The 22,097-nt window shown below is 60.8% G+C and carries 7 protein-coding genes; 4 read left to right on the forward strand and 3 right to left on the reverse strand.

What is annotated here, in order from left to right:
* The first annotated feature begins 185 nt into the window (after positions 1-185).
* The 3 genes from A0257_15640 (at position 186) to A0257_15650 (ending at position 2,067) form a co-directional block, all read left to right on the forward strand.
* Entirely contained in the window at positions 186-1,181 is a 996-nt protein-coding gene (locus A0257_15640) for a cyclic pyranopterin phosphate synthase MoaA (GenBank protein AMR29801.1), read from the forward strand.
* A 191-nt stretch (positions 1,182-1,372) separates the two neighbouring features.
* A complete protein-coding gene (locus A0257_15645) occupies positions 1,373-1,615 on the forward strand; it encodes a molybdopterin synthase sulfur carrier subunit (GenBank protein ID AMR28381.1) in 243 nt (80 codons plus the stop codon).
* Between the two features lie 23 nt (positions 1,616-1,638).
* Positions 1,639-2,067: a molybdenum cofactor biosynthesis protein MoaE gene (locus A0257_15650; GenBank protein AMR28382.1), complete on the forward strand. Its 429-nt coding sequence runs from the start codon at positions 1,639-1,641 to the stop codon at positions 2,065-2,067.
* Positions 2,068-2,179: 112 nt separating this feature from the next.
* On the opposite strand, the gene A0257_15655 is transcribed toward A0257_15650, so the two are convergent.
* Complete coding sequence (locus A0257_15655; GenBank protein AMR28383.1) at positions 2,180-2,671, reverse strand: cyclic pyranopterin monophosphate synthase accessory protein; 492 nt, start codon at positions 2,669-2,671, stop codon at positions 2,180-2,182.
* 347 nt (positions 2,672-3,018) lie between these two features.
* On the opposite strand from A0257_15655, the gene A0257_15660 reads away from it, so the two are divergent.
* Positions 3,019-4,812, forward strand: coding sequence for a hypothetical protein (locus A0257_15660; protein ID AMR28384.1), 1,794 nt, complete (start codon positions 3,019-3,021; stop codon positions 4,810-4,812).
* Between the two features lie 625 nt (positions 4,813-5,437).
* Here A0257_15660 and A0257_15665 read toward each other — a convergent pair.
* On the reverse strand, positions 5,438-13,504 hold the full coding sequence (locus tag A0257_15665) for a hypothetical protein (GenBank protein AMR28385.1): 8,067 nt from the start codon (positions 13,502-13,504) through the stop codon (positions 5,438-5,440).
* A 495-nt stretch (positions 13,505-13,999) separates the two neighbouring features.
* Complete coding sequence (locus A0257_15670; protein ID AMR28386.1) at positions 14,000-21,772, reverse strand: hypothetical protein; 7,773 nt, start codon at positions 21,770-21,772, stop codon at positions 14,000-14,002.
* Positions 21,773-22,097: the final 325 nt, after the last annotated feature.

The raw sequence follows: 22,097 nt of genomic DNA on the forward strand, positions 1-22,097 counted from the left end.
TACACGCGTAGCTAGACCTTATTTTTTGAGGTATGGTCATACTCACAGAAATTTCGTGGCAGATTGCCTTTAGTCGCATGAAAGAAACAAAAAGTGTGTTGGCTCATTAGTGTGGGCACAGAGCTAACTACATTGCCTCCCGCCGCTGCCGTAAATTTGAATTGATGTCTTCCCTACCCCCCACCGTGCTGCACGACGCTCACGGCCGGCCGCTCGAATACCTGCGCCTGGCCGTTACGGACCGCTGCAACCTGCGCTGCTTCTACTGCATGCCCGAAGAAGGCATTAAGTACCTGCCTAAGCACGAGCTGCTTAGCTATGAAGAAATGCTGCGTCTGGTGGAGATTATGACTGGCCTGGGCGTGCGCAAGGTGCGCCTGACGGGCGGTGAGCCCTTCGTGCGGCGCGACCTGGTGCCCTTCATGGAGCGCCTGGCCGCCCTGCCGGGCCTCGATGACATCAGCCTGACTACCAACGGGGTGCTCACCGCGCCCCACGTGCCGACCCTGGCCCGGCTGGGCATAAAGGCCGTGAACCTCAGCCTCGACACGCTGGACCGCCAGCGCTTCTTCGAGATAACCCGGCGCGACGAGCTGCCCCAGGTGCTGGCCACGTTTCACGCGCTGCTCGACGCTGGTATTCAGGTGAAAATCAACGCTGTAGTGATGGATGGCCGCAACATTCAGGACTTGGTGCCGCTGGCCGAGCTGACCCGCGACCTGCCCGTGGAAGTGCGCTTTATTGAAGAAATGCCCTTCAACGGCGGCAGCCACGTGGCCACGCCCGAGTCGCTGCCCTGGCACCACCGCCGCATCCGGCAGCACCTGGAGGCGCACCTCGGCGCGCTGATGCCCGCCCACACCGCCACCGGCGCCACCGCCGACGAGTACACCCTGGCCGGGCACCAGGGGAGGGTAGGGATTATTGCGGCCTACTCGCGCACCTTCTGCGGCACCTGCAACCGCCTGCGCCTCACCGCCGAGGGCGGCATCAAAACCTGCCTCTACGACCAGGGCGTGCTCGATTTGCGCGCTCTGCTGCGCGGCGGCGCCACCGATGCCGACATCGCAACCGCTCTCTCTCAGGCTTTTTATCACCGCGCCGCCAATGGCTTCGAGGCCGAGCGCCTGCGTCCCACGCATCAGCTCAACTTTGAAAGCATGGCGACGATTGGGGGGTGATTTTTTGGCTATACTAGTCACGAAATGAGTTGCGAAGAAGAACGTCATTCCGAGCTTGCCGAGGAATCTTGCTTGTAGTCGTTTGGGCTTCTTGCAACGACACGGGCAAGATTCCTCAGCAAGCCCGGAATGACGTTCTTCTTCGCGAAGTAGCCTGCGAAGAATATAAATGTTACTTTGATGATTATTGCATGAAACTAACCGTTGCCCTTTTTGGCATTGCCCGCGAAATCGTGGGGCAGTCGTCGCTGGAGCTGAGCGTGCCGGCCGGGCAGTCGGCCGCCGGCCTGCTGGCCGAGCTGCGCGCCGCCTACCCCCCGCTGGCTGGCCTGCGCAGCCTGGCCGTGGCCGTCAATAATGAGTATGCCGCCGAAGACGTGGTCCTGCACGAGCGCGACGAGATTGCCCTGATTCCGCCCGTAAGCGGGGGGTAGGGAATTGCCAGCTTAGCTATTATATGACTCTAAATCATTGCATTGACCTCACCGACCAAGCCATTGACGTAGCGGCTGTGCTGCACGCCGCCGAGTCGGAAGAAGCCGGGGCCGTGAATGCCTTTATTGGCACGGTGCGCAACCGCAGTGAGGGCCGCCGCGTGGTGCGCCTGCACTACGAAGCCTACCCCCCGATGGCCCTGCACCAGCTCTCCCGCGTGGCCGAAATGGCCCAGCAAAAGTGGCCCATGCTGCGCCGCGTAGCCGTGACGCATCGCCACGGCACCCTCGACATCGGCGACGTGGCGGTGGTCGTGGCCGTGTCCACACCCCACCGCGCCGACTCGTTCGCCGCCTGCCAGTATATTATCGACACGCTGAAAGAGGTCGTGCCCATCTGGAAAAAAGAGGAGTACGAGGACGGCACAGTCTGGGTATCGGCGCACCCGTGAGGTGAGTGAATGAGTGAATGGTCATGCTGAGCTTGTCGAAGCATCTCGCTCGCATCGTTTGGGTTCGTCCAACGATGCGAGCGAGATACTTCGACAAGCTCAGCATGACCATTCACCCGTTCACTAAAAAGTCGGACTTGCCGCCCGTTTTTTCCAGCAGCCGGATTTCCTCAATCACGATGTGGTGCGACATCGCCTTGCACATATCGTACACCGTGAGGGCCGCCACTGAGGCGCCGGTGAGAGCCTCCATCTCGATGCCGGTTTTGCCCGTGACACGGGCCGTGCACTCAATCAGTAGCGAATCGGGGGGTAGGACTTCGATATGCACCTGGCAGTCATCGAGCCCCAGCGGGTGGCAGAGGGGGATGAGGTCGGCCGTTTTCTTGGCTGCCATCACGCCCGCGATAATAGCGGTTTGAAACACCGGACCCTTGCGCGTGGGCAGGTCGCCGGCCGTCACCAGCGCCAGGATATCGGCCCCGAGGCGCACGCGGGCGCGGGCGCGGGCCACGCGGGCCGTTACGGCTTTAGCGCCGACGTTGACCATCGCTGGTTGGCCGGCGTCGTTGAGGTGGGTGAGCTTGGGTGCGGAATCGGACATACTGCGGGGACTATCGAAACCACGAAGTACGGGTTGCTAGCCGGAGAGGTGGCATAAAGCCCAACCGTAGAACACGGAAACACCTCTTATTGGATTGTTATTACGCACAGCTACGGCGGCTTTTTTGCATTATAGCTCTATAAATTATTGCTCAGCTGTTATTCGAAAAACGCGTGTATAAATTCGTAATTTATGATAAAATAAAAATTGTGAATTTTTGAGGGCAAGAGCTATATCTTTGGAACTGGTGAGGTAATAATATGACCTTTTCCTGTTATTTTCTTTCTTTTTCTTATTTTATGAAAAGTTTTTACTCAGCACGCGTGCTTCGTCTCGTAGGAGCAGCCTTGTCGCTGTGGCCGGCGCTGGCCTCAGCGGCTCCCTTCACACCTGGCAACCTGATAGTGGCGCGCGTGGGCGACGGCTCAGCTACGCTAACGGCGGCCGCGACCGAGGTTTTCCTGGACGAGTATACCACCAGTGGTACGCTGGTGCAGACTATTGCTTTGCCAACCTCCGTGAGCGGCAACAACCGCATTCTGACGGCCAGCGGCACGGCTACTTCCGAACTGAACATGACCCGCTCGGCCGATGGCCGCTACCTGGTGCTGACGGGTTACGGTGCTTCGCCAGGCACTACCCCGGTGGTAACTTCGCAGACGACGGACGTGGCCCGAGTAATTGGCCTCATCGCGGCCGATGGTACCCTCGATACCAGCACCAGCACGGGCGATGCGTTCAACGGGGTCAGCATTCGGGCAGCGGCCACCATCGATGGCACCAGCTTTTACAGCGTAGGTGGCAATTCGGGGGTGCGCTACCAAGCATTTGGCAGCTTCGCGACCACCCAACTCAACACCGCGCCGACAAACATTCGCAGCATCAACGTGGCCAATGGCAACGTGTATATCTCGTCGGCCTCCGGCCCTTACTACGGTATTAGCCAGCTAGGTGCGGGGCTACCCACCGCGGATGGCCAAACCGTGACGGCGCTGCCGGGCTTTCCGGGCGCCACGGCCGGCTCCAGCCCCTACGGCTTTTACTTCGCCGACCTGAGCGCGGCCGTGCCTGGTGTGGACGTGGTGTACGTAGCCGACGACCGCAGCGCGGCCGGTGGCATCCAGAAATGGAGCCTGGTGGATGGCAGCTGGGTGCAGAACGGCACCATTGCGGGCACCGCCGCTTCGGCGGTGCGCGGCCTCAACGGCTCAACCAATGGCACGATGGTAGCGCTGGCAGCGACCAGCAGCAACGGCCTGTTTTTTCTCAGTGACAACACCGGCTACAACACCGCACCGGTGCTGACGGCCCTGCCGGCGGCCATTGTGACGGCGGGCGCTAATACGGCTTTCCGGGGAATGGCTTTTGCGCCAGTAGCCCCCGCGCCCGCCATTGCCAGCTTCACGCCCGGTAGCGGGCCGGTGGGCACCACGGTCACGGTCACGGGCACTGACTTCACCAACGCCACTGCGCTGACTATGAATGGGGTAGCGGTGCCAACTTTCACCGTGGCAGATGCCGCCACCATCACGTTTGCGGTGCCTGCGGGCGCTACCTCCGGCCTCATCGCCGTAACTACGCAGGGAGGCACAGCCACGAGCGCCAGCGCCTTCACAGTCACGGTACCCGTGCCGGCTCCCACCATTGCGAGCTTCACGCCGACCACGGGCGGGTCCGCTACTACGGTTACTATCACGGGTACCAACCTGATGGGGGCCACGGCCGTGAGCATTGGTAGCTTAAGCATCCCAACTTACACGGTGGTGTCGGCCACTACTATTACCCTGGTGGTGCCCAGCAACACCGGCAACGTGAGCGGCCCGCTCACGGTGGTAACCCCCGGCGGCACGGCCACCAGCACCACTACCTTCAACCTGGTGCTGGCCGCGCTGGCCAGTCAGGCGCTGCCTGGTTTGACGGTATTCCCGAACCCGGCCACCGATTTCATCAATATCGAGCTGCCCAAGGCCGGGGCCGCCACGGTAGCCCTCCGCGACCTCACGGGGCGGCTGGTGATGGCGCCGGTAGCCCTGGTGCCCCAGCAGTCCCTGCGCCTGCCGGCTAGCCTGGCCGCCGGGGTGTACCTGCTCGAAGTGCATCAAGGCATAGAAACGGCCGTGCGCCGTATCGTAAAAGAATAACCCTACCCCCCCTGGTTCAGGCCAAGGGAGCTAGCCGTTTTAGAAGAAAAGGCCCCGCCCGAATTTTCGGGCGGGGCCTTTTGCGTTGCGTATATGGCGGGCCGTATGTCTAGCTAAACTTTAGCTTATAACCAACTTAGGACTTAGGCAAAATCGTCTGTCATTGCGAGCAAAGCGAAGCAATCGCACCCGAACGACCGGCGGGGGTATCATTCTGATGCGATTGCCGCGTTTCGCTCGCAATGACAGACGATTTTGCGTAAGTCCTAGAACAATTCCCAAGTTGGTGTACGGGGCGGGCTGCCGGCTTTTCGCCGGCTGTCCGCTTGTCGTTCGCGCCGCTCGTTCTTTTAGAGAGCGGACAGCCGGCGAAAAGCCGGCAGCCCGCACCAGTCAAGCTGTACGCCGACTTGGGAACCGCTCTAAGTTAGCTAAATTAGAGCTAGAAATTAGTCCTCCCTCTCCGCAGGAGTGGGGGCTAGGGGTGGGGTCACGCGGAGGGCGACAACCTTTGCGCAACGTCACTTACCAACCTGAAAACTGCTCTGACGCAATCCCTACCCCCACAAAAAAGCCCCAACCGCGCGAGTGCGGCCGGGGCTTTTCCAGGGGGGTAGGCTGGGGCTTATTCCACCACCACCTTCGTGTTTAGCTTCAGGCCATCGGCCGTCTGCCACGTCACGAAGTACAGGCCACTAGCCAGCGGCTGGGTAGGCTGGATGGTAGCTTCGGCCGCGGCGGCCACGTGGGTCAGCACCAGGCGGCCCACGTTGTCGAATACCTGCACCGTGCCGCCCGTAGTGCTCAGGTTGGTGGTGAGCAGCTGGAAGCCCTGCTTGGTAGCGGGGTTGGGATACGCCACCAGGGTAGGGGTAGCCGGCGCGCCATCGAAGCGCACGGCCACCACGGGCGAGTAGTCTTCCGTGCCGTCGGTATCGACCTGGCGCAGGCGGTAGTAGCTGAGGCCCGCCAGGGGCAGGGCATCGAGGGTGGCGTAGTCGTGGCGGCTGGTGGTAGTGCCCTGGGCCGCCACGCGCTGCTGGTCGGCAAACGTGCGGCCATCGGCCGAGCGCTGCACCACGAAGTAGGCGCTGTTCTGCTCCGACGCCGTAGCCCAGGCTACGCGCACCGCCGAGCCCTGGCGCACGGCCGTGAACTGCACGAGCTTAACGGGCAGCGGCACCGGCGGCGTGCCGGTCAGCGGGTTGTCCACTTTGTTGGTGGACGCCAAAGCGAAGAACGAGTCGCTGCCGCTGCTGCTGAGGCTAATAGTAGTGGCGGCCGACGTGGTGTAGCCGCGGGGGTCGGCGGGCGAGAACACGCCGGAGCCGCCAGCGGTGTTCCAGGTGCTGCTGCTGCTGGGAAGCGTGCCGGCCGGGACCACATTGAGGGCCACGCGCAGGTTGCCAGGCACGTGTACTTCCTCATCCACCACATCCGTATTGAAGCTCAACTGCACCGTGGGCTGGGCGATGGTGCCCGACAGCAGCTGAATACGATAGTAGCGGTTGGCCGACATGTTGGACAGTGTAGAAGCGACGATGCCGGCGGGTGCTCCGTTGATGATTTCCACCAACACTACCGGGCTTGTGGAAGTACCCTGCGGCGTAATCGTTACCGGCCGGTAGCGCCCGCCCAGGCCCACCGGGAACACCCGGATGCTGGCTGCGGCGTTGGGCAGGCTCATGGCCAGGCGCCCGGCCACGTAGGAAGTCGTGCTCGCCCCCACGATGGGCTGAACACCAGTGTTGGTGAGCGAGAGGATGTTGCTGGTGCCGGTTACGATAAGGCCCCCACGCATGGTCAGCACGTCGCCCACGGTCACGTTGGTGTTCGGGCGCAGGAAAAGATTGGCGGTGCTTACCTTCTGCAAGTCGAAGAAGGTAGTGGTGCCGGTCAGCGTGCGGTCGGCATCGGTGACGAGCTGCACCAGGCTGGTGCCGGCGTCGAAGTTGAGGCCATTGCTGTTGGTGAAGTTACCCTGCAACACCATTGTGCTCGCTTTGGCCGAGAACACGCCACCAGCGAGGTTGCTGAAATCGCCGGTTATGCGCAGGTAATTGCCCGTAACGCCATCGGTGACCCCGTACGAGCCAGCGTTCGCGAAGCTGCCCGTGGTTGCCACGTCGCCGCTCGCCGCTATAAAGTTGCCGGTGCTCGCGTTCGTGAAGTTGCTGCCCACCAGTAGATTACCTGCCCCCGCGTTGTAGGTGCCGCTGTTGGCGAAGGTGGTGTTCACCGTGAGGTTGCCGCTGCCCACGCTGGCGTTGTAAGTGCCGCTGTTGCTGAAGGCCGTGCCCACGGCTACGTCGCCGCTGCCGTTGTTCAAGGTGCCGGCGTTGGTGAGCGTGGTGCCGATGCTGGTGAGCCCCGCACCCAGGTTGAGCGTGCCGGTGCTGGTAGTAGCCAGGAAGGCCCCCGTGGTCAGCGCCCCATCGCCCTGGTTGAGCGTGCCGCTCACCGTGGCCCCGCTCGTGGCCGAGGTCAGGGTGATGTTCTGGTTGGTGGAGTTATTGACAGTGGTGCTCGGGTTGACCACCAACGCGCCGTTGATGGTCAGGTCCAGGTTGCTCAGCTGCTTGGTGTTGCCGCCCGAGAAAGTCAGGTTGTTATACGTGTCGCGGGCGGGCAGCTGCACGGCCCCGCTGTAATCCACGGTGCCGCCGTTGGTCGCCACGAACGCCGAATACTTGCCGGCCGGAAACAAGGCCGAGCCAATGCGCACGGTGCCGGTGCCGGTTACGGTGTTGAAGTTGTTGGCCGCGTAGGGACCCAGGTCCAGCGTGCCTTGTAGCGAGAGGTTGGCGGCACCCAGGCTTCCGACGGTAGTCGTAATCAGGTGGCCGCTTAGGATAAATACCGGGTTGGCCAGGGTGGGGTAGGAGTTGAACGTGGGCAGGGGGTCGCTGCCATTGGCATTGTTGGTCCAGCTAGCGGCGCTGGTCCAGGGTGAGCCCCCCGGCTGCCCCGCCGTGCTGGTGCGGCTGTAGAAGGTAGGCACCTGGCCAAACTCGGTTGCGTCGCCGCCCGTGTAGTCGCCGTCGATGGTGCCCGCCGCGCCGGAATAGCCAGGATTGTTGAGCGTGTGGGTAGCCGTCGTTACCGAGCTGGCGGGGATGCCGCCAATCGGCGTCCAGGCCCCGTTGTAGAAGCGGCCCAGCTTGTAGGTGCTTTCCGTACCGATAACGTCGTTGCTGCCGTAGGTGAAGTTCTGGTTTACCGTGGGCGAGCCGAGCGTGCTGCTCACTTTCCAGTAGAAAGAGATTTTGTTGGGCGTGCCGGTTACGGGGTCGGTAGTGGAAGGGTGCGCCAGGTCGATGGGCTGCACCGTGACGATACCGGCGGCCGAGTTAGCCGTTACGTTCATTACCACGGGCGTGTACTTGGCCGCCGCGCCCACCGGGAAGGTGAAGTTGAGCGCCCCGCTGGGGTAGTTCTTGCGCAGGCCCAGGTCAGCCACGATGCCGTTGGTGCGGATGAAGTGGCTGGCATCAAACCCTACGATAGTAGCGGCGGCCGGGCTGCTCATCCAGAGCAGGTTAGAGCCGATGGTGAGCACGCCGCTGGTCAGCGTCAGCACTTTCGTGATTTCCTGGTTCGTCGTAGTGGTCGCGCCCACGCTGTTGTTCAGCGTCAGGTTGCCGAAGCGGCCCGTGCCGTTGCCCCCGATGTTCTGGTTGGCAGCGCCGGCCAGAATCAGGCTGCCCGTGCCGGTGCCCCCGCTCAGGTGGGTCGAGTAGTTCAGCACGTCGCCCAGCACGGTGATGGTTTTGCCGTTGTCGTCGAGCGTGCCCTTGGTCAGGGTCAGCGTGCCGGCCACGCGGGCGTTGGCACCCAGCTGCAGCGTGCCGCTCGGCTGGGCATTGTTCAGCACGAGGCTGCCAAACACGGTGAGGTTGGCCGCCGTGCTGGTGAGCTGCTGCACCACCGGGCCTTTGCCGGTGAAGGTGGTCGTTTGGGTGGTCGTGCCCGGCCAGAATCCGCTGCCGGTGCCAAGGCCGGTCAGGCCGGTATTAGTCGAGGAGTTGTTGTTGTTTAGCTGCTGGTCAATGTTCAGCCCCAGGCCGTTGGCGTTGAAGAATGAGTTGTCGTTGCCAATGGTCAGCGAGCCCTTCAGGCTCAACGGAATCACGCCCGTCAGCAGGCCGGCGTTTTGGTTATTAGTGGCACCAGGGGCAACTTGCAGGTCATACAGCGGTACCGTCGAGCTCACGCTGATGGTTACGTTGCCCACGCCAGCCGCCGCGTTGCCCAGCACCACCGTGCCGGCCGTTACGACCGTCGAGTCGGGAGCCAGGTACAGGTCGGCCGTGAGGATGGGGTTCTTCTGGTTTGAGCGGTGCAGGTTCAGGGTGCCGCCGCTCATGCGGAAAATGCTGCCCGTGCCCTGCACCTCAAACAGACCGCGCTCGTTGTTCTGGGCCGCCGTAGCGCCCTGGCCGTCGATGTCGATGGTGCCGCCGCTCTGGTCGAAGCGCAGCGCGCCATCGAGGTTGGCTACGGTGCGCCGAATCTGGCCGTTCACGTAGAGGTTGCCGCCAGTTACCTGGATGCCGGGAGCCCCGGCGCTGGCATACTCCAGGTCGTTGCCGGCATTGCCGGCCGCGCCCACTTTCAGCGTGCCTTGCAGCACCTGGAGCTGGCCGGCGAGTTTGAGGTCGGCCGCCGCGTTGTTGGCGGTGGCTATCGTCACGGTTCCGCCGGTGGCGTTCACCGTCAGGCCGGCATTGTCGGTAATGAGGTAGGGCGTCGAGGAGGCATCGTGAATGACCAGCGGAGCCGCGACCGGTTTGGTGTAGTTCAGCGTGCCATTAGTCAGCGTCAGCCAGCTATTGGCGGGCGTGGTGAGTGAGCCGCTGCCGTCGAGGGTCAGCAGCGCCGCCCGGCCCAGACCTTTGTTTACCGTGAGCGTGTAGAGGTCAGTGACAGCGCCCGCGCTGGTCAGGTTGGTATTTTGGCTGCCCAGGAAGGTCAGGTCAACAGAGCCAATTATAGCGGGGGTGGTAGCCGTATTAACTTTTTTAAAGTCTAAAGTGCCATTATTGAGGAGTGAGCCCCCAACGGTCAGCGAGTTTGCTACCACAGTACCAGTCGTGTTTACATCAAACGTGGCACCATTATCTACCCGCACGTCAGTATCGACGGTCAGAGCGCGGGCGGTTGTGTTTTGATAGCGGAAGGTGCCGGCCTGTACGGCCAGCAGCGAGTCGGCCCGCAGGTTGCCTGCGGTGGCGCTGCTCACCAATACGGTGCCGGGAAAGGTCGTCGCCCCGTTCGCGACGCCCGTTTTGAGCTGGGCATAAACGCGCAGGTCCTGGTTGGGTAGGGTGACGGTCTGGCCGCTGGCGGCGTTCAGCCACAGGTTGCGGTACTGGTTCAGCGTCAGCGAGCCCGCAACGGTGGGCACCGTGAAGCTGGTGCCACTGGTGTAGTATTCCACCGTGCCCCCGCCGTATTGAATAAACGAGCCAAAGTCGCCGCCGGGAAAAACGGCCGTGGTATTGGTGCTTGACGAACTCACCCGCAGGCGGCCCGAGCCGCCAACTTTGGAATCCGGCAAGGCCCCGAAGTTGTGGCCGGTGGTAGAGGCCACGTCCAGGGTCGAGCCGCGGTCAATGACCAGTGAGCCGGAATTAGCGGTATTAGCGATTACGTTTACCGTGTGATAAATTTTACCACTGGCTGAGCCAACGAAAACGGGGTTGCCAGGACCAGGAAAATTGGTTCCGGCAGTAGAGCCGGCAGGTACTGCGGCCCCGGTGTTGCTGGCCGTGCTCCAGGTGGTGTTGGCAGTCCAGTTGCCGTTCGTCCGGCTGTAGAAAGAGGTAATCGGTCCGAAAGCCGCTGGCTCGCCGGCGGTAAACTCGCCGTCGAAAGCATCAATAGCATTAATGCCGATAAAAGAAAGTGAACCGCCTATCGACATCCCGCTATTTGGGTAAGGCGTCCACGCCACGGGCTGGTAGCGACCCGGCACGTAGTTAGCCAGCGTGCCGGTCGCATCGGCGTTGGTCATCGTAAAGGATTCGTTGACCGAGCCGCTAGGAATAGGACCGAAGCCTACACTACGAACTTTCCAATAATAAGCCAGCGAGTTAGTAGTGCCCGTTATAAAAGGATTACGTTTGTTGGTAGGGCTTACACTTACCTGACCAAACTTATCAAGCGGTGCCGACGAGGCTAGTTGAAGGCCGATAGTAGCGGGTGCATATCTTGCCGTACTGCCTATTCCAGTGCCTACAGGGAAGGTAAAGGAATTGCCCTGACCATAGGTTTTTTGTAAACCCAAATCGCTCTGGTTACCAGCGGTCTGAATAAAACACGAGGTTGAGAAGCTATTGCCTGGGCCTAGAAATAATGCACTCTTATTAGAGCCGTCGCCTATAACATTAGTAAGTGACAGGCGGTTAGCGCCGATGGCCAGGATATTAGTGCTCGACATCGTTAGCGTGTTGGCGACGCTCATGTTGGCAGTGAGCGTGGCCGCAACGGTTCCGGTGGCCGCCGTGCTGTTTAGTTTCAGATTACCAAATACGCCCATACCATTGCCGCTGATAGTTTGACCGCCAGCGCCGGCCAGCACAATACTGCCCGAGCCGCCTCCACTCGAGTGCGAGGCCGAATTAATAAGGTTGCCCAGCACATTGATGGTTTTGCCGCCGTCGTTTAATACACCATTGAGCAACGACAAAGTAACGGGGGAAGGTGGTGAGTAGTAGGTCGTTACCGCACCTCCGAGCGTGAGCGTGCCCGCCGATTTGTTAATCGTCCAGTTATTGAACGTGCCGGTGCCGGTCGCGCCTACCCCCGACGTGGGCAGCGTAGCGGCCGTGCTGTTGCTGATAGTGCCGTTATTAAATAATTGCTGGTCTTGTCCCCCGCTGAATGTCGTCGTGTTCGCTCCTGTCAGGTAAGTGCAGCTCGCGCCAATGGTCAGGGTGCCTTGAATGGTGACGTTCAGGCCGGCTGCGTCGAAGGTTGTCGGGTTGGTATTGTCGAGTGTGAAGTTGTTGAGGACGGTTATCGGCTGCGAATTATTTGTGGCACCGGTAGTGAATTGCGAATTAATGCCAGCAAGTATAGCCTTGCTGGTAGTGCCGCCCGAAAGGGTGGGCTTTTTGATAGTAAGGTTCCAGAGAGGAGCCGTAGTTAGAATAGAAGCGTTAGTATTAGTATTAGGTAAACTAACTTCGATAGTACCGCCCGTCACAGTGGCATTGTTACTATTGATACCAATATGTAGTAGGCCGGTGCAGTTTGCCGGGTTCATGACCCGCAGGGTACCTCCCGACATGCGAAAGGCCTGGGTAAGGTATGGGATGGCAAAGCGCGCAAAAGTGGTTACCGTAGAGGTCCCGGCGTAGGTACCATTTGCCTCGAATACACCGCCCGTCATAGTAAAAGACCCCCGGTGAGTAGAAGACGTGCTCGAAGGACGAAATTTATCAACCAGGGTCGTGCCACCTTCAATCAGCATCTGGCCATCTTCACGGATAACCATAGCGTCTGGGGTTATGCTCGAGAAGCTGCCACCGCTGATGTGGTACGTACCATAGACTACTACCCCCGTCGCATTATCGTTAATGACGGTGGCACCCGCTATCCAAAGAGTAGGGTTGGTAGCTGAAGAACCGATATTAAACCCAATGCCTGCGGTATTACCATTGTGAATTTTGGGTAGTACAATATTGTTCCCCAGCTTTACTACCCCATTTATTAAGCTCAGCAGGTCGTTATCAACGGTCAAGTCATTTAAGCGCAAATGGCCTTGTGCCTTGTTGCCGATAGCGGAATTGTTTACTGCGGAAGTTACATTCAATTGTACCTGGCTGTCAGTTCCTTTGTTGACTTGTAGAATGTCGAGGTCGGTCGGGCCATTACAGGCAAAATTGTTGTTCGTATTACCGGTGAAGTTGAGGAGAGCCGTTTGCGCGTCGTTAGTGGTGCCGTTATGCAGGTTCACCGTGCCGTTGTTGACGAAGCTGCCCGACGCATTTATCGTATGGAATGTTTGCGTAGCCGGAGTATTAGCAGTCGCAGGAGTCACGGGTAGGGTCACCGCTGAAACCCCCAGAAATGTACCAGCTCCAATAGTGATATCGCTGAGCACGTTGAGCGTCCGGGCAACAGCTGCTTTGCCCAAAGTGAAGCTGACCAGCGGGGTAGTAACCGTGGTGTTCGTGCGAATCAGCGTCAGGCTGCCGTTCAGCGTCAGGTCGTTATCGAGTTGGGCCACGTAGGCCGTGGCCGTGGTATTGAGCAGGCGCAGGTTGTTGTAAGAGCCGGTAGTCGGGATAGGCAGGGCCGTGGGTCCCGCGGGCCAGTTGTAGAATTCGACGGTGCCCGTGTTGGCGTCGTCAAAATTGTTGTTCGTAACTGTTGGGAAATAAGGGTACCCGATGCGGAGCGTGCCCTGGCCAGCTAGGCTATTCAGGGTAGCGAACGTAGCGCTGGAAGAGGTCAAATCGAGCACCCCGCCCTTTTGCACTGTCACGTTGAGCCCGGTGGTGGTTATGGCGGTGGTTACCGTGACCACGAAGCTATTAGTGACGACTACGCTATAGCCAGTTGTCGGCACCTGCTGATTAATAGCAGTGGAGCCGGTCGGGTCAGTAGTCCAGGAACTGGCGCTGTTCCAGTTGCCGGTAGTGCCGCCGCCATTGAACGTATACAAGGTTTGGCCCACGGCCAAGTTGCCGCATAAAAACGCTAATAATCCAAGTAATAATGCTTTCATGGAGGGTAGTTCTAATGAAAAAGGACTCAGGAAATATTTTAGTTGACTTTACTGATAACGGGCAAAATTTCTCCTCTGCGAAGTTTGCACAATTAATTCAGTATAAAAAGCCGTTTCCCGCGTGTCGATGCTTATAGCGCAATTATCTTCTATTAGAAAAAATATTGCTTCACAAAGTGCAATAAACAGTGGAAAAACAAGTAGAATTTAATTAGTATTTTAACAAGATAAAATTTTTGAACCCAAAGTTCTGACAGCAGAGGCCGCCCACGAGCCGGGCACGTAGCCAGTGCGTGGCGAGCTGGCCACCCGGCAAAATTTTCGGGAGCTACTACCCTTACCCAATGCTGGCCAGCGGTTGGGTACTGACTGGCTCCAAGGCTTTTCAAAAAGAAACCCCTACCGGAAGCCAGTAGGGGTTTGCTTGGAAAGAGGGGGGTAGGGATGGGCCTACTCCTTAATCAGGCGCAGCACCTGGCGCAGGGCGGAGCCATCGGCCAGCTTACCGGCAACGAGCACTTGGTAAGTGCCGCTGGCCAGGGACGTCAGGTCCAGCAGCTGGGGTAGGCCCCCGGCCTGGGTCGTGGTCAGTACCTGGCGGCCGATGGCATCGAGCACCACTACCTGGTAGGAGGCCGAGGCTGGCAGAGCACTCAAGTCGAGCGAGGTGCTGCTAGTAGCCGGGTTGGGATAAATACTCAGCGCTACGGCAGCTGGCTTGGTGAAGCTCACGGCGCGCACCGGCGAGTAGGCGGCCGCACCGTTGAGGTCGAGCTGCCGCAGGCGGTAGTACACCGGGCCTTGCGCCCGAGCACCAACTCCCGCGTCGGTGAAGGTGTAAGCGGTAGCCGAAACGCTGGTGCCCTGGGCCGCTACCCCGCCGATTTTAGCGAAGGCCACTCCGTCAACGCTGCGCTCGATGTCAAACGAGGCGCTGTTCACTTCCGAGGCCGTGTTCCAGCTCAGCAGCGCGTCGCGGTTCTGCACGGCCTGGGCCGTGAAGGCCGTCAGCACTACCGGCAGCGGGTTGGCCCCGATGGTGAACGTCACCGGCTGGGTGCTGATGCCGCCGTTGCTGTCGGTGGTCGTGACGTTGACGCTGTAGGTGCGGGCCGTCGGGTTATTCACCAGGCCGGTAGCGCTCACGTCGCTCACGTAAATCTGGCCGGTAATCGGGTTTAGCGAGACGCCGGCCGGCAGCGTATTGCCCGCGTTGCCGCTGGGGCCGGTGCTGGCGAGCACCGCGTTGGTGCCGCCCAGGAGCAGGCCGTTGGAGGCCTTGGCCAGCAGGTTGCCCGTAGCATCGTACACGAGGCCGGCGGCGGTGTAGGTGGCCGTATTGGGGTCCACTACCGCGGCCAGCACGTCATTGACCATATACTTATTGGCTCCGCCCTTCGCCGAGTTATAGGTGGCGTAAGCAGCGGCCTGGTCCTGCGCCATTGGGATGGTATATAGGGCCGGCGGCGAAGCCGCCCCGCCGTCGTCGGTGGCGACATAGGAGAACGTCGCGTTGCCTACGAAGCCGGGGGTAGGCACGAAGCTCAGGCCGCTGGCCGTCACCGTCGTGTTGTTCGTCACGGCCGAGCCGTTGTAGTACAGTGTGCCGCCCTGGGTAGGCGCTATGGTCACGGTATAGGAATCAATTTTGCCATCCACGTCCGTGGCCAGGAGCGGCGAGAGGGGTAGGGACAGCGCGTTGTTAGCGCGGGCCCCGCGCAGGGTGTTCCAGATATTCTCCGCTACCGGAGCCTGGTTGGCTGGGGCGGTGGTCAGCGAGGTTGTATTATTTTTGGTATTATCAGCTCCACTAACCGGGTTAGTCGCGGTTTCTCCCGCCGAGGTGATGTTGGTGCTGAGGGCTAGGTTTCCCGTGGTCGGCATCACGACTGAGAAGGTATTCACGACCGCGTTGGCCGCGCCCGGTGCCTGGCCAAAAGGAATATTCCAGGTGATGGTATTGTTAGCGCTAGCATACGAGCCACCTACGAAGCTGCCCGATACCGGTGCTACCCCGGCCGGCAGCGTCACCGTTTGGACGGTCGAGTTCGGATTCTGCGAGGGGCCGTTGTTGACCGTCGTGGCCGCGTAGGTAACGGTCGTGCCGGGCTGGGCCGTGGCCGGACCGTTCAGGGCCGCCACTACGTCCACGTTCGAGGTAATGGTTACGAAGGAGTTGGAGCGGTTTGCGCGCGGCCCATTGTCGGTAGTGGCCGAAGTGATTTCCGAGATAGCCTGCACGTCGTTGGCCGGGGCCGGGAAGGAAATCGAGTAGGAATTGCTATTAAGGCTGGCCGGCAGGGTAGCAAAGGGGGCAAAAGTCAGCAGGCCCGTCGTCTGGTTATACGTAGCTCCGGCCGGCAGGCCGTTGCTGGTGCCGCCGAAGGTAATGATATTGCCCGCCTGGGTACCCTTCACGCCGGTGCCACCTCCGCTGCCCGTGCCGTTGAGCACGAGGTCGTTGACTGACAGGCCGGTGGGCAGGTTCACGGTGCCCACCACGCTCACGGCCGGGCTACTACCCGCGTTACGGTACGCTGCGGTATAGTTGAGCTGCGTGCCGGCCGGTACCGTGGTCGGCGAGTTGCTTGGATTAAGCGAAAGGCTCGTAACCAGGTCGGCCACATCCGAAGTAATCGGGATGACGCTGGTTGTCAGGGCGGCCGTGTTGTTGGCGGCTACCTGGTCGGTGCTGGTGCTCGTTACCGCGGCAGTAGCTAGTATCAGCCCGTTGCTGACGGCGGCATCGCCGATGGCAGTGGCGCTGGGCATGGTAAAGGTCACGAAGTTGACGGTGCTGCCGCCGGGCGTGAGGGTGCCCTTCGTCGCGAATGTGACCAGACCGGTCGAACTGTTGTAGGTAGCCGAGCCGCCGGTGCCAAGGTCCACATTAGCCAGGCCCCTGGGCAGTTGCAGCGTGGGCGCGACGCCGGTAGCCGTGGTCGGACCGTTGTTGGTCGTTGTCAGGATGTAGGTAATCGGGTTGCCGATGACCGTCGTGGCCGGACCAGTCACGCTCACGGCCAGGTCGGCGTTGGGCGTTACGGTTGTCAGCTGGGTAGCCGAATTGTTGGTGGCTACCCCGTCGCTGGTCAGGCCGGCGATGGTGCTCGTCACCAGGAAATTCTGGGCCGGAGCCGTCAGCCCGATGGTATAGGTCTGGGTAGTGCCCACCGCGTCGGCGAGCAGGCCGGGGAAAGTAAGCAGGCCGCTGCCGCTGTCATAGGTCGCGCTCCCTACCGCATTGCCGCTGGCATCAGCGATAGTTACGCCGCTGAGGCCGGCCGGCAGCTGGGCCGTTTCGGTCACGGTCGCCGCGTCGTTGGTGCCGCTGTTAGTGAAGCGCACCACGTAGGTAGCCGCCAGGCCCGCTACCGTGCTGCTCGGGCCGCTGACGCTGGTGGTCAGGTCGGGCTTGGTGCGCACGCGCACGGCCACCGAGGCCACGTTATCGGCCGGCACGGGGTCCGTGAAGTTGGTGGTTTGCACCGAGGCCGTGGCCAGCAGCTGGCCGCCGTTGCCCACCGCCGCCGGGACCGTCACGGCAATGGCATCGTAGGTAGTGACATCGCCGGCCGCCTGGGTCACGCTGTAATAGGTCAGCAGGCCCGAAGCAGGGTTGTAGATTGTGGTGCCCGCCGTGTTGGCATAGCTGAGGTTGCCATTTACTATCGTGGGAGTAGCGCTACCCACATTCAAGGTGGCGGCGGTCAGGCCCGGCAACAGCTGCACCTGCTCCACTACCGTGGCCGAGGCCGTGGCAGCTTTATAGCCCCTATTAAACGATTTCACCGTGTAGGTAATCGTCGAGGCCGCATCCACCATCGTTGCCGGAGTAGTTGTCGCCCCCACGGTCGCCTGGATGGTCGTGGCTTCATTCGACAGCGCCGCAACCGTGCTCACCGCGATGCTGGTGCCAGTGGCCCCAGCGTTGAGGTGAGCCGTGTTATTCGCCGTGTTCGTCTCCGTCCCCGAAGCAGTTGTCACCGTAGCCGTGGGCGCGAAAGCGGCCGCCGGAGCCAGGAAGCTGATGCTATTAGTGATAGTCTGGCCGCTGGGCACGTTAGCCAGCGCGGGGAAGCTGACCGTTCCAACGCCGCCGCTGAACGAGTACATGCCGCCGTTGGTCATGTAGATGCTGCCCGCCAGCGTAGCTGCTGAGGGGATGCTAACTGTTTGCGTGGCGTTGCCAGCCGTGTTGGGGCCGTTGTTGGTCGTCGTCACGTAGAGCACAACGGGCGAGCCATTCACCGCCGCGGGCGGGCCGCTGAGCGTGGTCGTCAGGTCAAACTGCGTTGGCATAGTGGCCGACGCCGAGTTGTTAGCCGTCAGGCCGGCCTCGCTGGTCGTGGTGCTGATGCTGGCCGTAGCCGTCAGCGGGGCCACGGGCGCACCCGTTACCGGGTAGCTGATGGTTGAGGTCAGCGTGGTCCCCGACGTCAGGGTCGCGGGCGGAGCCGGATACGTAACTAGGCCCGTAGTAGCGTTGTAGCTGGCCCCCACGGCATCGCCGCCGTAGGTGAGGCTGGTGGCGGTCAGGCCGGCCGGCAGCTGCACCGAGCGCACGATGCCAGCGGCATCCTGCGGACCGTTATTTCTGAAATTCACGGTGAAGGTCTGCGTCGTCGTCGTGGCGGCCGCCGTGATAGTCGCGGCCACGTCGGCCGTGGTCACGGTGCTCAGGGTCAGGATTGCCTGGTCGGGCGCGATGTTGGTGCCCTGCGAAGCCGAGAGGGTATTGGCCGTCAGGGCCAGGGTAGTGCTCAACGTAGTCGGAGCCGTGAAGGCAAAGCTGACCAGGCTGCTCGCCTTGTTATCCAGCGCCACAGTGCCGAAGTTAATGGTCGTAATGGCGGTGGCCCCGCTGCCCGTCGTGGTGAAGCTGGCAGCATAGCGGGCTATCAAGTCGTTGCGCTGGGTCAGGCTCAGGCTGGCACCGGTGGGTAGGGTCACCGACCGGGCTATGTCCGAAGCGGAGGCGGGGCCTTCGTTGGTGAACGTAGCCACGTAGGTGCCCGTGCTCTGGCCCGCGTTAAGGGTAGTCGGGCCGGTCAGGCTCACCGTCACGTCGGCTACCATCAGGGCGAGGTTACCCGAGAATTCCGAAGTGCCCGTGCCGCCCAGGGTCGCCGTGCTGGTCAGAATGGCCGAGTTGCTTTGCAGCGCCGCTACCTGGGCGGCCGTCAGGCTGCTCAGCGGAATGGTTGCCGTGAAAGTGTTGGTGTTATCAGTTCCCTGGCTCAGGCCGTTGATGTTGCCGGGTCCGTAAGTGGTGGCGGCCCCAGTCACCACGTTGCCCGTGGTGCCCACAGCCGTGCCCTGGGTGAAGCTGGCCAGGTAGCTGGTGCCTTCCCCAAAATTTGTTGGGTCAGCGGCGGCCAGGTAGAGCTCTACCAGTGCGCTGGGGCGGGCGTAGCCGGTTACAACCAGGTTGGTGCCGCTCACGGTGGCCGTGTTCAGCACCGGAAAGTTGAGTAGATTATTAGCCCCGGTGCGGGTGCCGGCCGCGTTCAGCGTCACGCCGTCGCCGTTGGTCGTGGTGCCATTCGTCAAATCAATGCCCAGGCCGGTGTTGCTATCGAAGCTATTCTGGCTGAAAACGTTGTTGCTAGTGCCGCTCTGCGCCACAATGCCCCCGGCGCTGGCGCGCGTCGAACTGCGGATAACGTTGGTTTTGATACTATTGCCGGTAGCGCCGCTGAGGATACTCACGTTGGCCCCGTTGCCATAAAGCGTATTGCCGGCCACCGTGAGGCCGGTAGCCGTGCCATTGACCAGCACACCGCTGCTGGCGGCGGCCGAGCCGGTTACGCCCAGGTTCAGCAGGGATTCGTTGGTGCCCGAAAAAGCCAGGCCGGTGAAGTTGTTAAGAGTAACGATTACCTCCGGCCCGGTCGATTCGGCCCCCGCTGCCGTGGAGGGGGCATTGGTGCTACCCGTCGAGTTGGTTTGCGTGCTGCCATCAATGGCCGTTAAGGGGCCGCTAATGGTGGGTAGTGCCGATGCCAGGGTAATGCTGGCCGCCGTGCCGCCAGGAGTAGTAGCAAAGCCGCTGGTTAGGTTGGCCACCTGCCCGGCCACGGCCTGGCCGTTCGGAATCATGAAAATGCTGGTCTCTACACCCGTCGCCAGGGCCCTGGCGGTGCCCGTGCTACTGGTGTACACCTGCGCCAGCGCGGCCTCACTGCCCAGCGCGTTGCTGTTGAGGATAAACTGCCGTAACGAGCCCTGGCCCGCATCATTGGCATTTACCACCAAGTCGAAGTTGTAGCCAAAATCCACGCCCAGTGCTGGAGCTTTCGCAGCGGAGAGGGTAACGCTCGAAATACTTTCCACGGCAGTGGTCGGGCTGAACGTGCCCAGGGTCAAGCCGCTAATGTTAGCCGCCGCATCCGTGCCTGTGGGATTTTCGCCACCTACCCGGTTGGGGTCGGCTACCGTGCCACTGGTCGGCGTTGCATTAACAGTGGTGCGGAACGTTTGCACCGCAACCTGGCCGCTGGTGAAGCCGGGCTGCATAGAGGCGTTGCCCGTAGATATAGCTCCGCTACGGCTGGAAGTTACCGAGCTGTTCACTACCCGCACGGTGTACGAGTTGCCGGGGGTCAGGCTCAAAAAGTTGTAGCTGCCGTCGCTGGCGGTAAGCGTGGCCTGGTTGAAGGTCGCGGTTGCGCCCGAGCCGTTGTACAGCTCTACGCGCGCGCCGGGTCGGCCTACGCCGCTGCTGGTAGCGCGGCTTCGGCCAGCCCCGCCGCCGTAGTTCACATCCTCAAATACTACCCCCGAGATGCTGGGCTGGAAGGTAACCGGCGTGGGAGACATAGCATCGACGGCGTTGCCGCCGGAAGAAATGCGGGAGGCCGGGTAGTCAGTGGAATTAGTAGACTGGTCATTCGCCACCAAATCGTTGGGCGAAAGCAGGGTTGTGCCGTTGCTGGCCAGCCGGTAGCCGCTGTTAGGGCTGGCCGAGGTGCTGGTAGCATACGCCGTATTATTCTGGGCAGTAGTAGGTACGTTGCCCGCGGCCGAATATGTTACGCGCGCCGTGAAAGTGACAACGGCCTCCTGGTCGGGCGTTAAAGCCTGCGTGCCCGTAAGTAAGCTGGCGTTGCTGCTGCCGTTAAAGGCGGGGTTGGGTGCCAGCGTCGGGGCTGCCGCGCTGCCGTTGGCAACGTTCGTCACCGTCGGGGGGGTAGTAATCGTGATGCTGCTGGCCGTGGGAAAGGCCTGCCCGACAAAATCGCTCACCTGCACGTTGGCATCGGTGGTAGTGTAAGTGTTGCGAACGCGGATATTATACGTTACGTCAAAGGAGGTAGTGCTGATAGCCACCACGTTGACGGCCTCCTTGGTCACATCGATGCGCTGGCCGGGGTTGATGCAGCTGGCCCCGTCGCTCACGCTGGCGGGGTCAATTGAGCTGATGAGCGTGTAAACGCCCGTCGTCGTGTTTACCTGGTAGAAGTTGGCTGAGCTGGCCGTACCTACCGTGCCGTTGATGTAGGTAAACAAGTTGCCGGCAATGTCGAAAAATACCGTGCCCACGGCGTTGGCCGGATTTGCATTGGCGGCGGGGGAAGCAACGATAAGCGTAACGTTGCCCGTACCGGGGTCAACTCGATAAAGCGACCCGTTGAAGTTGGCCGCGTACAATAGTCCGTCAATGGGATTGAGGGCAAAGTCGTAGAAAGTAGGGTTGCCCGACAGCGGCACCGACGTTGCGACGGTTGGGGTCGCACCGCCTACTACCAGCTTATACAAATTGTAGTCGGCCGTGCCGGCCGTATTCTGCGCGCTGAAGTAATAGTTACCGAGCTTGTCGAAGCTGCCGCTGGCCACCGTAATCCCGAGGTTGGTAGCAGCGCCGCTCACTTTAATGGCGGTAGGGCTAACCTGCACAATGCCGCCCAGCCCGATTTTGTATAGGTAAATAGCGGCATTATTGTTAGCGCCAGCGGCACCAGGGGTGGTAATGGCGTACATATACCCATCGGCCGGGTTATACGCCAAGCCATTGAGCAGCACGCCCAGGTCGTTGGAAGTGCCGCCTACTATGTTCAAGGGCGTGGTAGTGTAAGAAGCCGGGTTAGAGCGGTCGACTTTGAACAGCGATGAGGTAGTACCTACTTGCCGAATCTGATAGAAAGTGCCGTCGCAGGAAAAGGATGTGCCTTGCGCCAACGCATTACCCGGCCATAGCAGCGCGGCCCAGGCCAGCAGCAAGCCGATGGAACGTAAGAATGGTTTCATAGGAAACTAATTAAATGAATAAAGAAAAAGTGGCGAAAGGGAGATGGCATGCCCAAGGCGCTCCGTCCGAGTGATTTTCGGAGACGGCCGCTGCCCTGTGCGGGCGGCCAATGAGTAGGGGTAGTACTAGGGGCAGGCAAAAAACAAATTGAGAAGCAGCGTAAAGAGGGTAAAAACAAGAAAGTGAAAATGAACTGACAATCTTATTCCTCCGACTAAACGCAACAAATATAATTTACGGATTCTCGGTGTAGCACAAAAACGCCCTGTCCTTCTATGAGCGAGGCTTATTTCTAGT

Source organism: Hymenobacter psoromatis (assembly GCA_001596155.1).
Lineage (GTDB): Bacteria > Bacteroidota > Bacteroidia > Cytophagales > Hymenobacteraceae > Hymenobacter.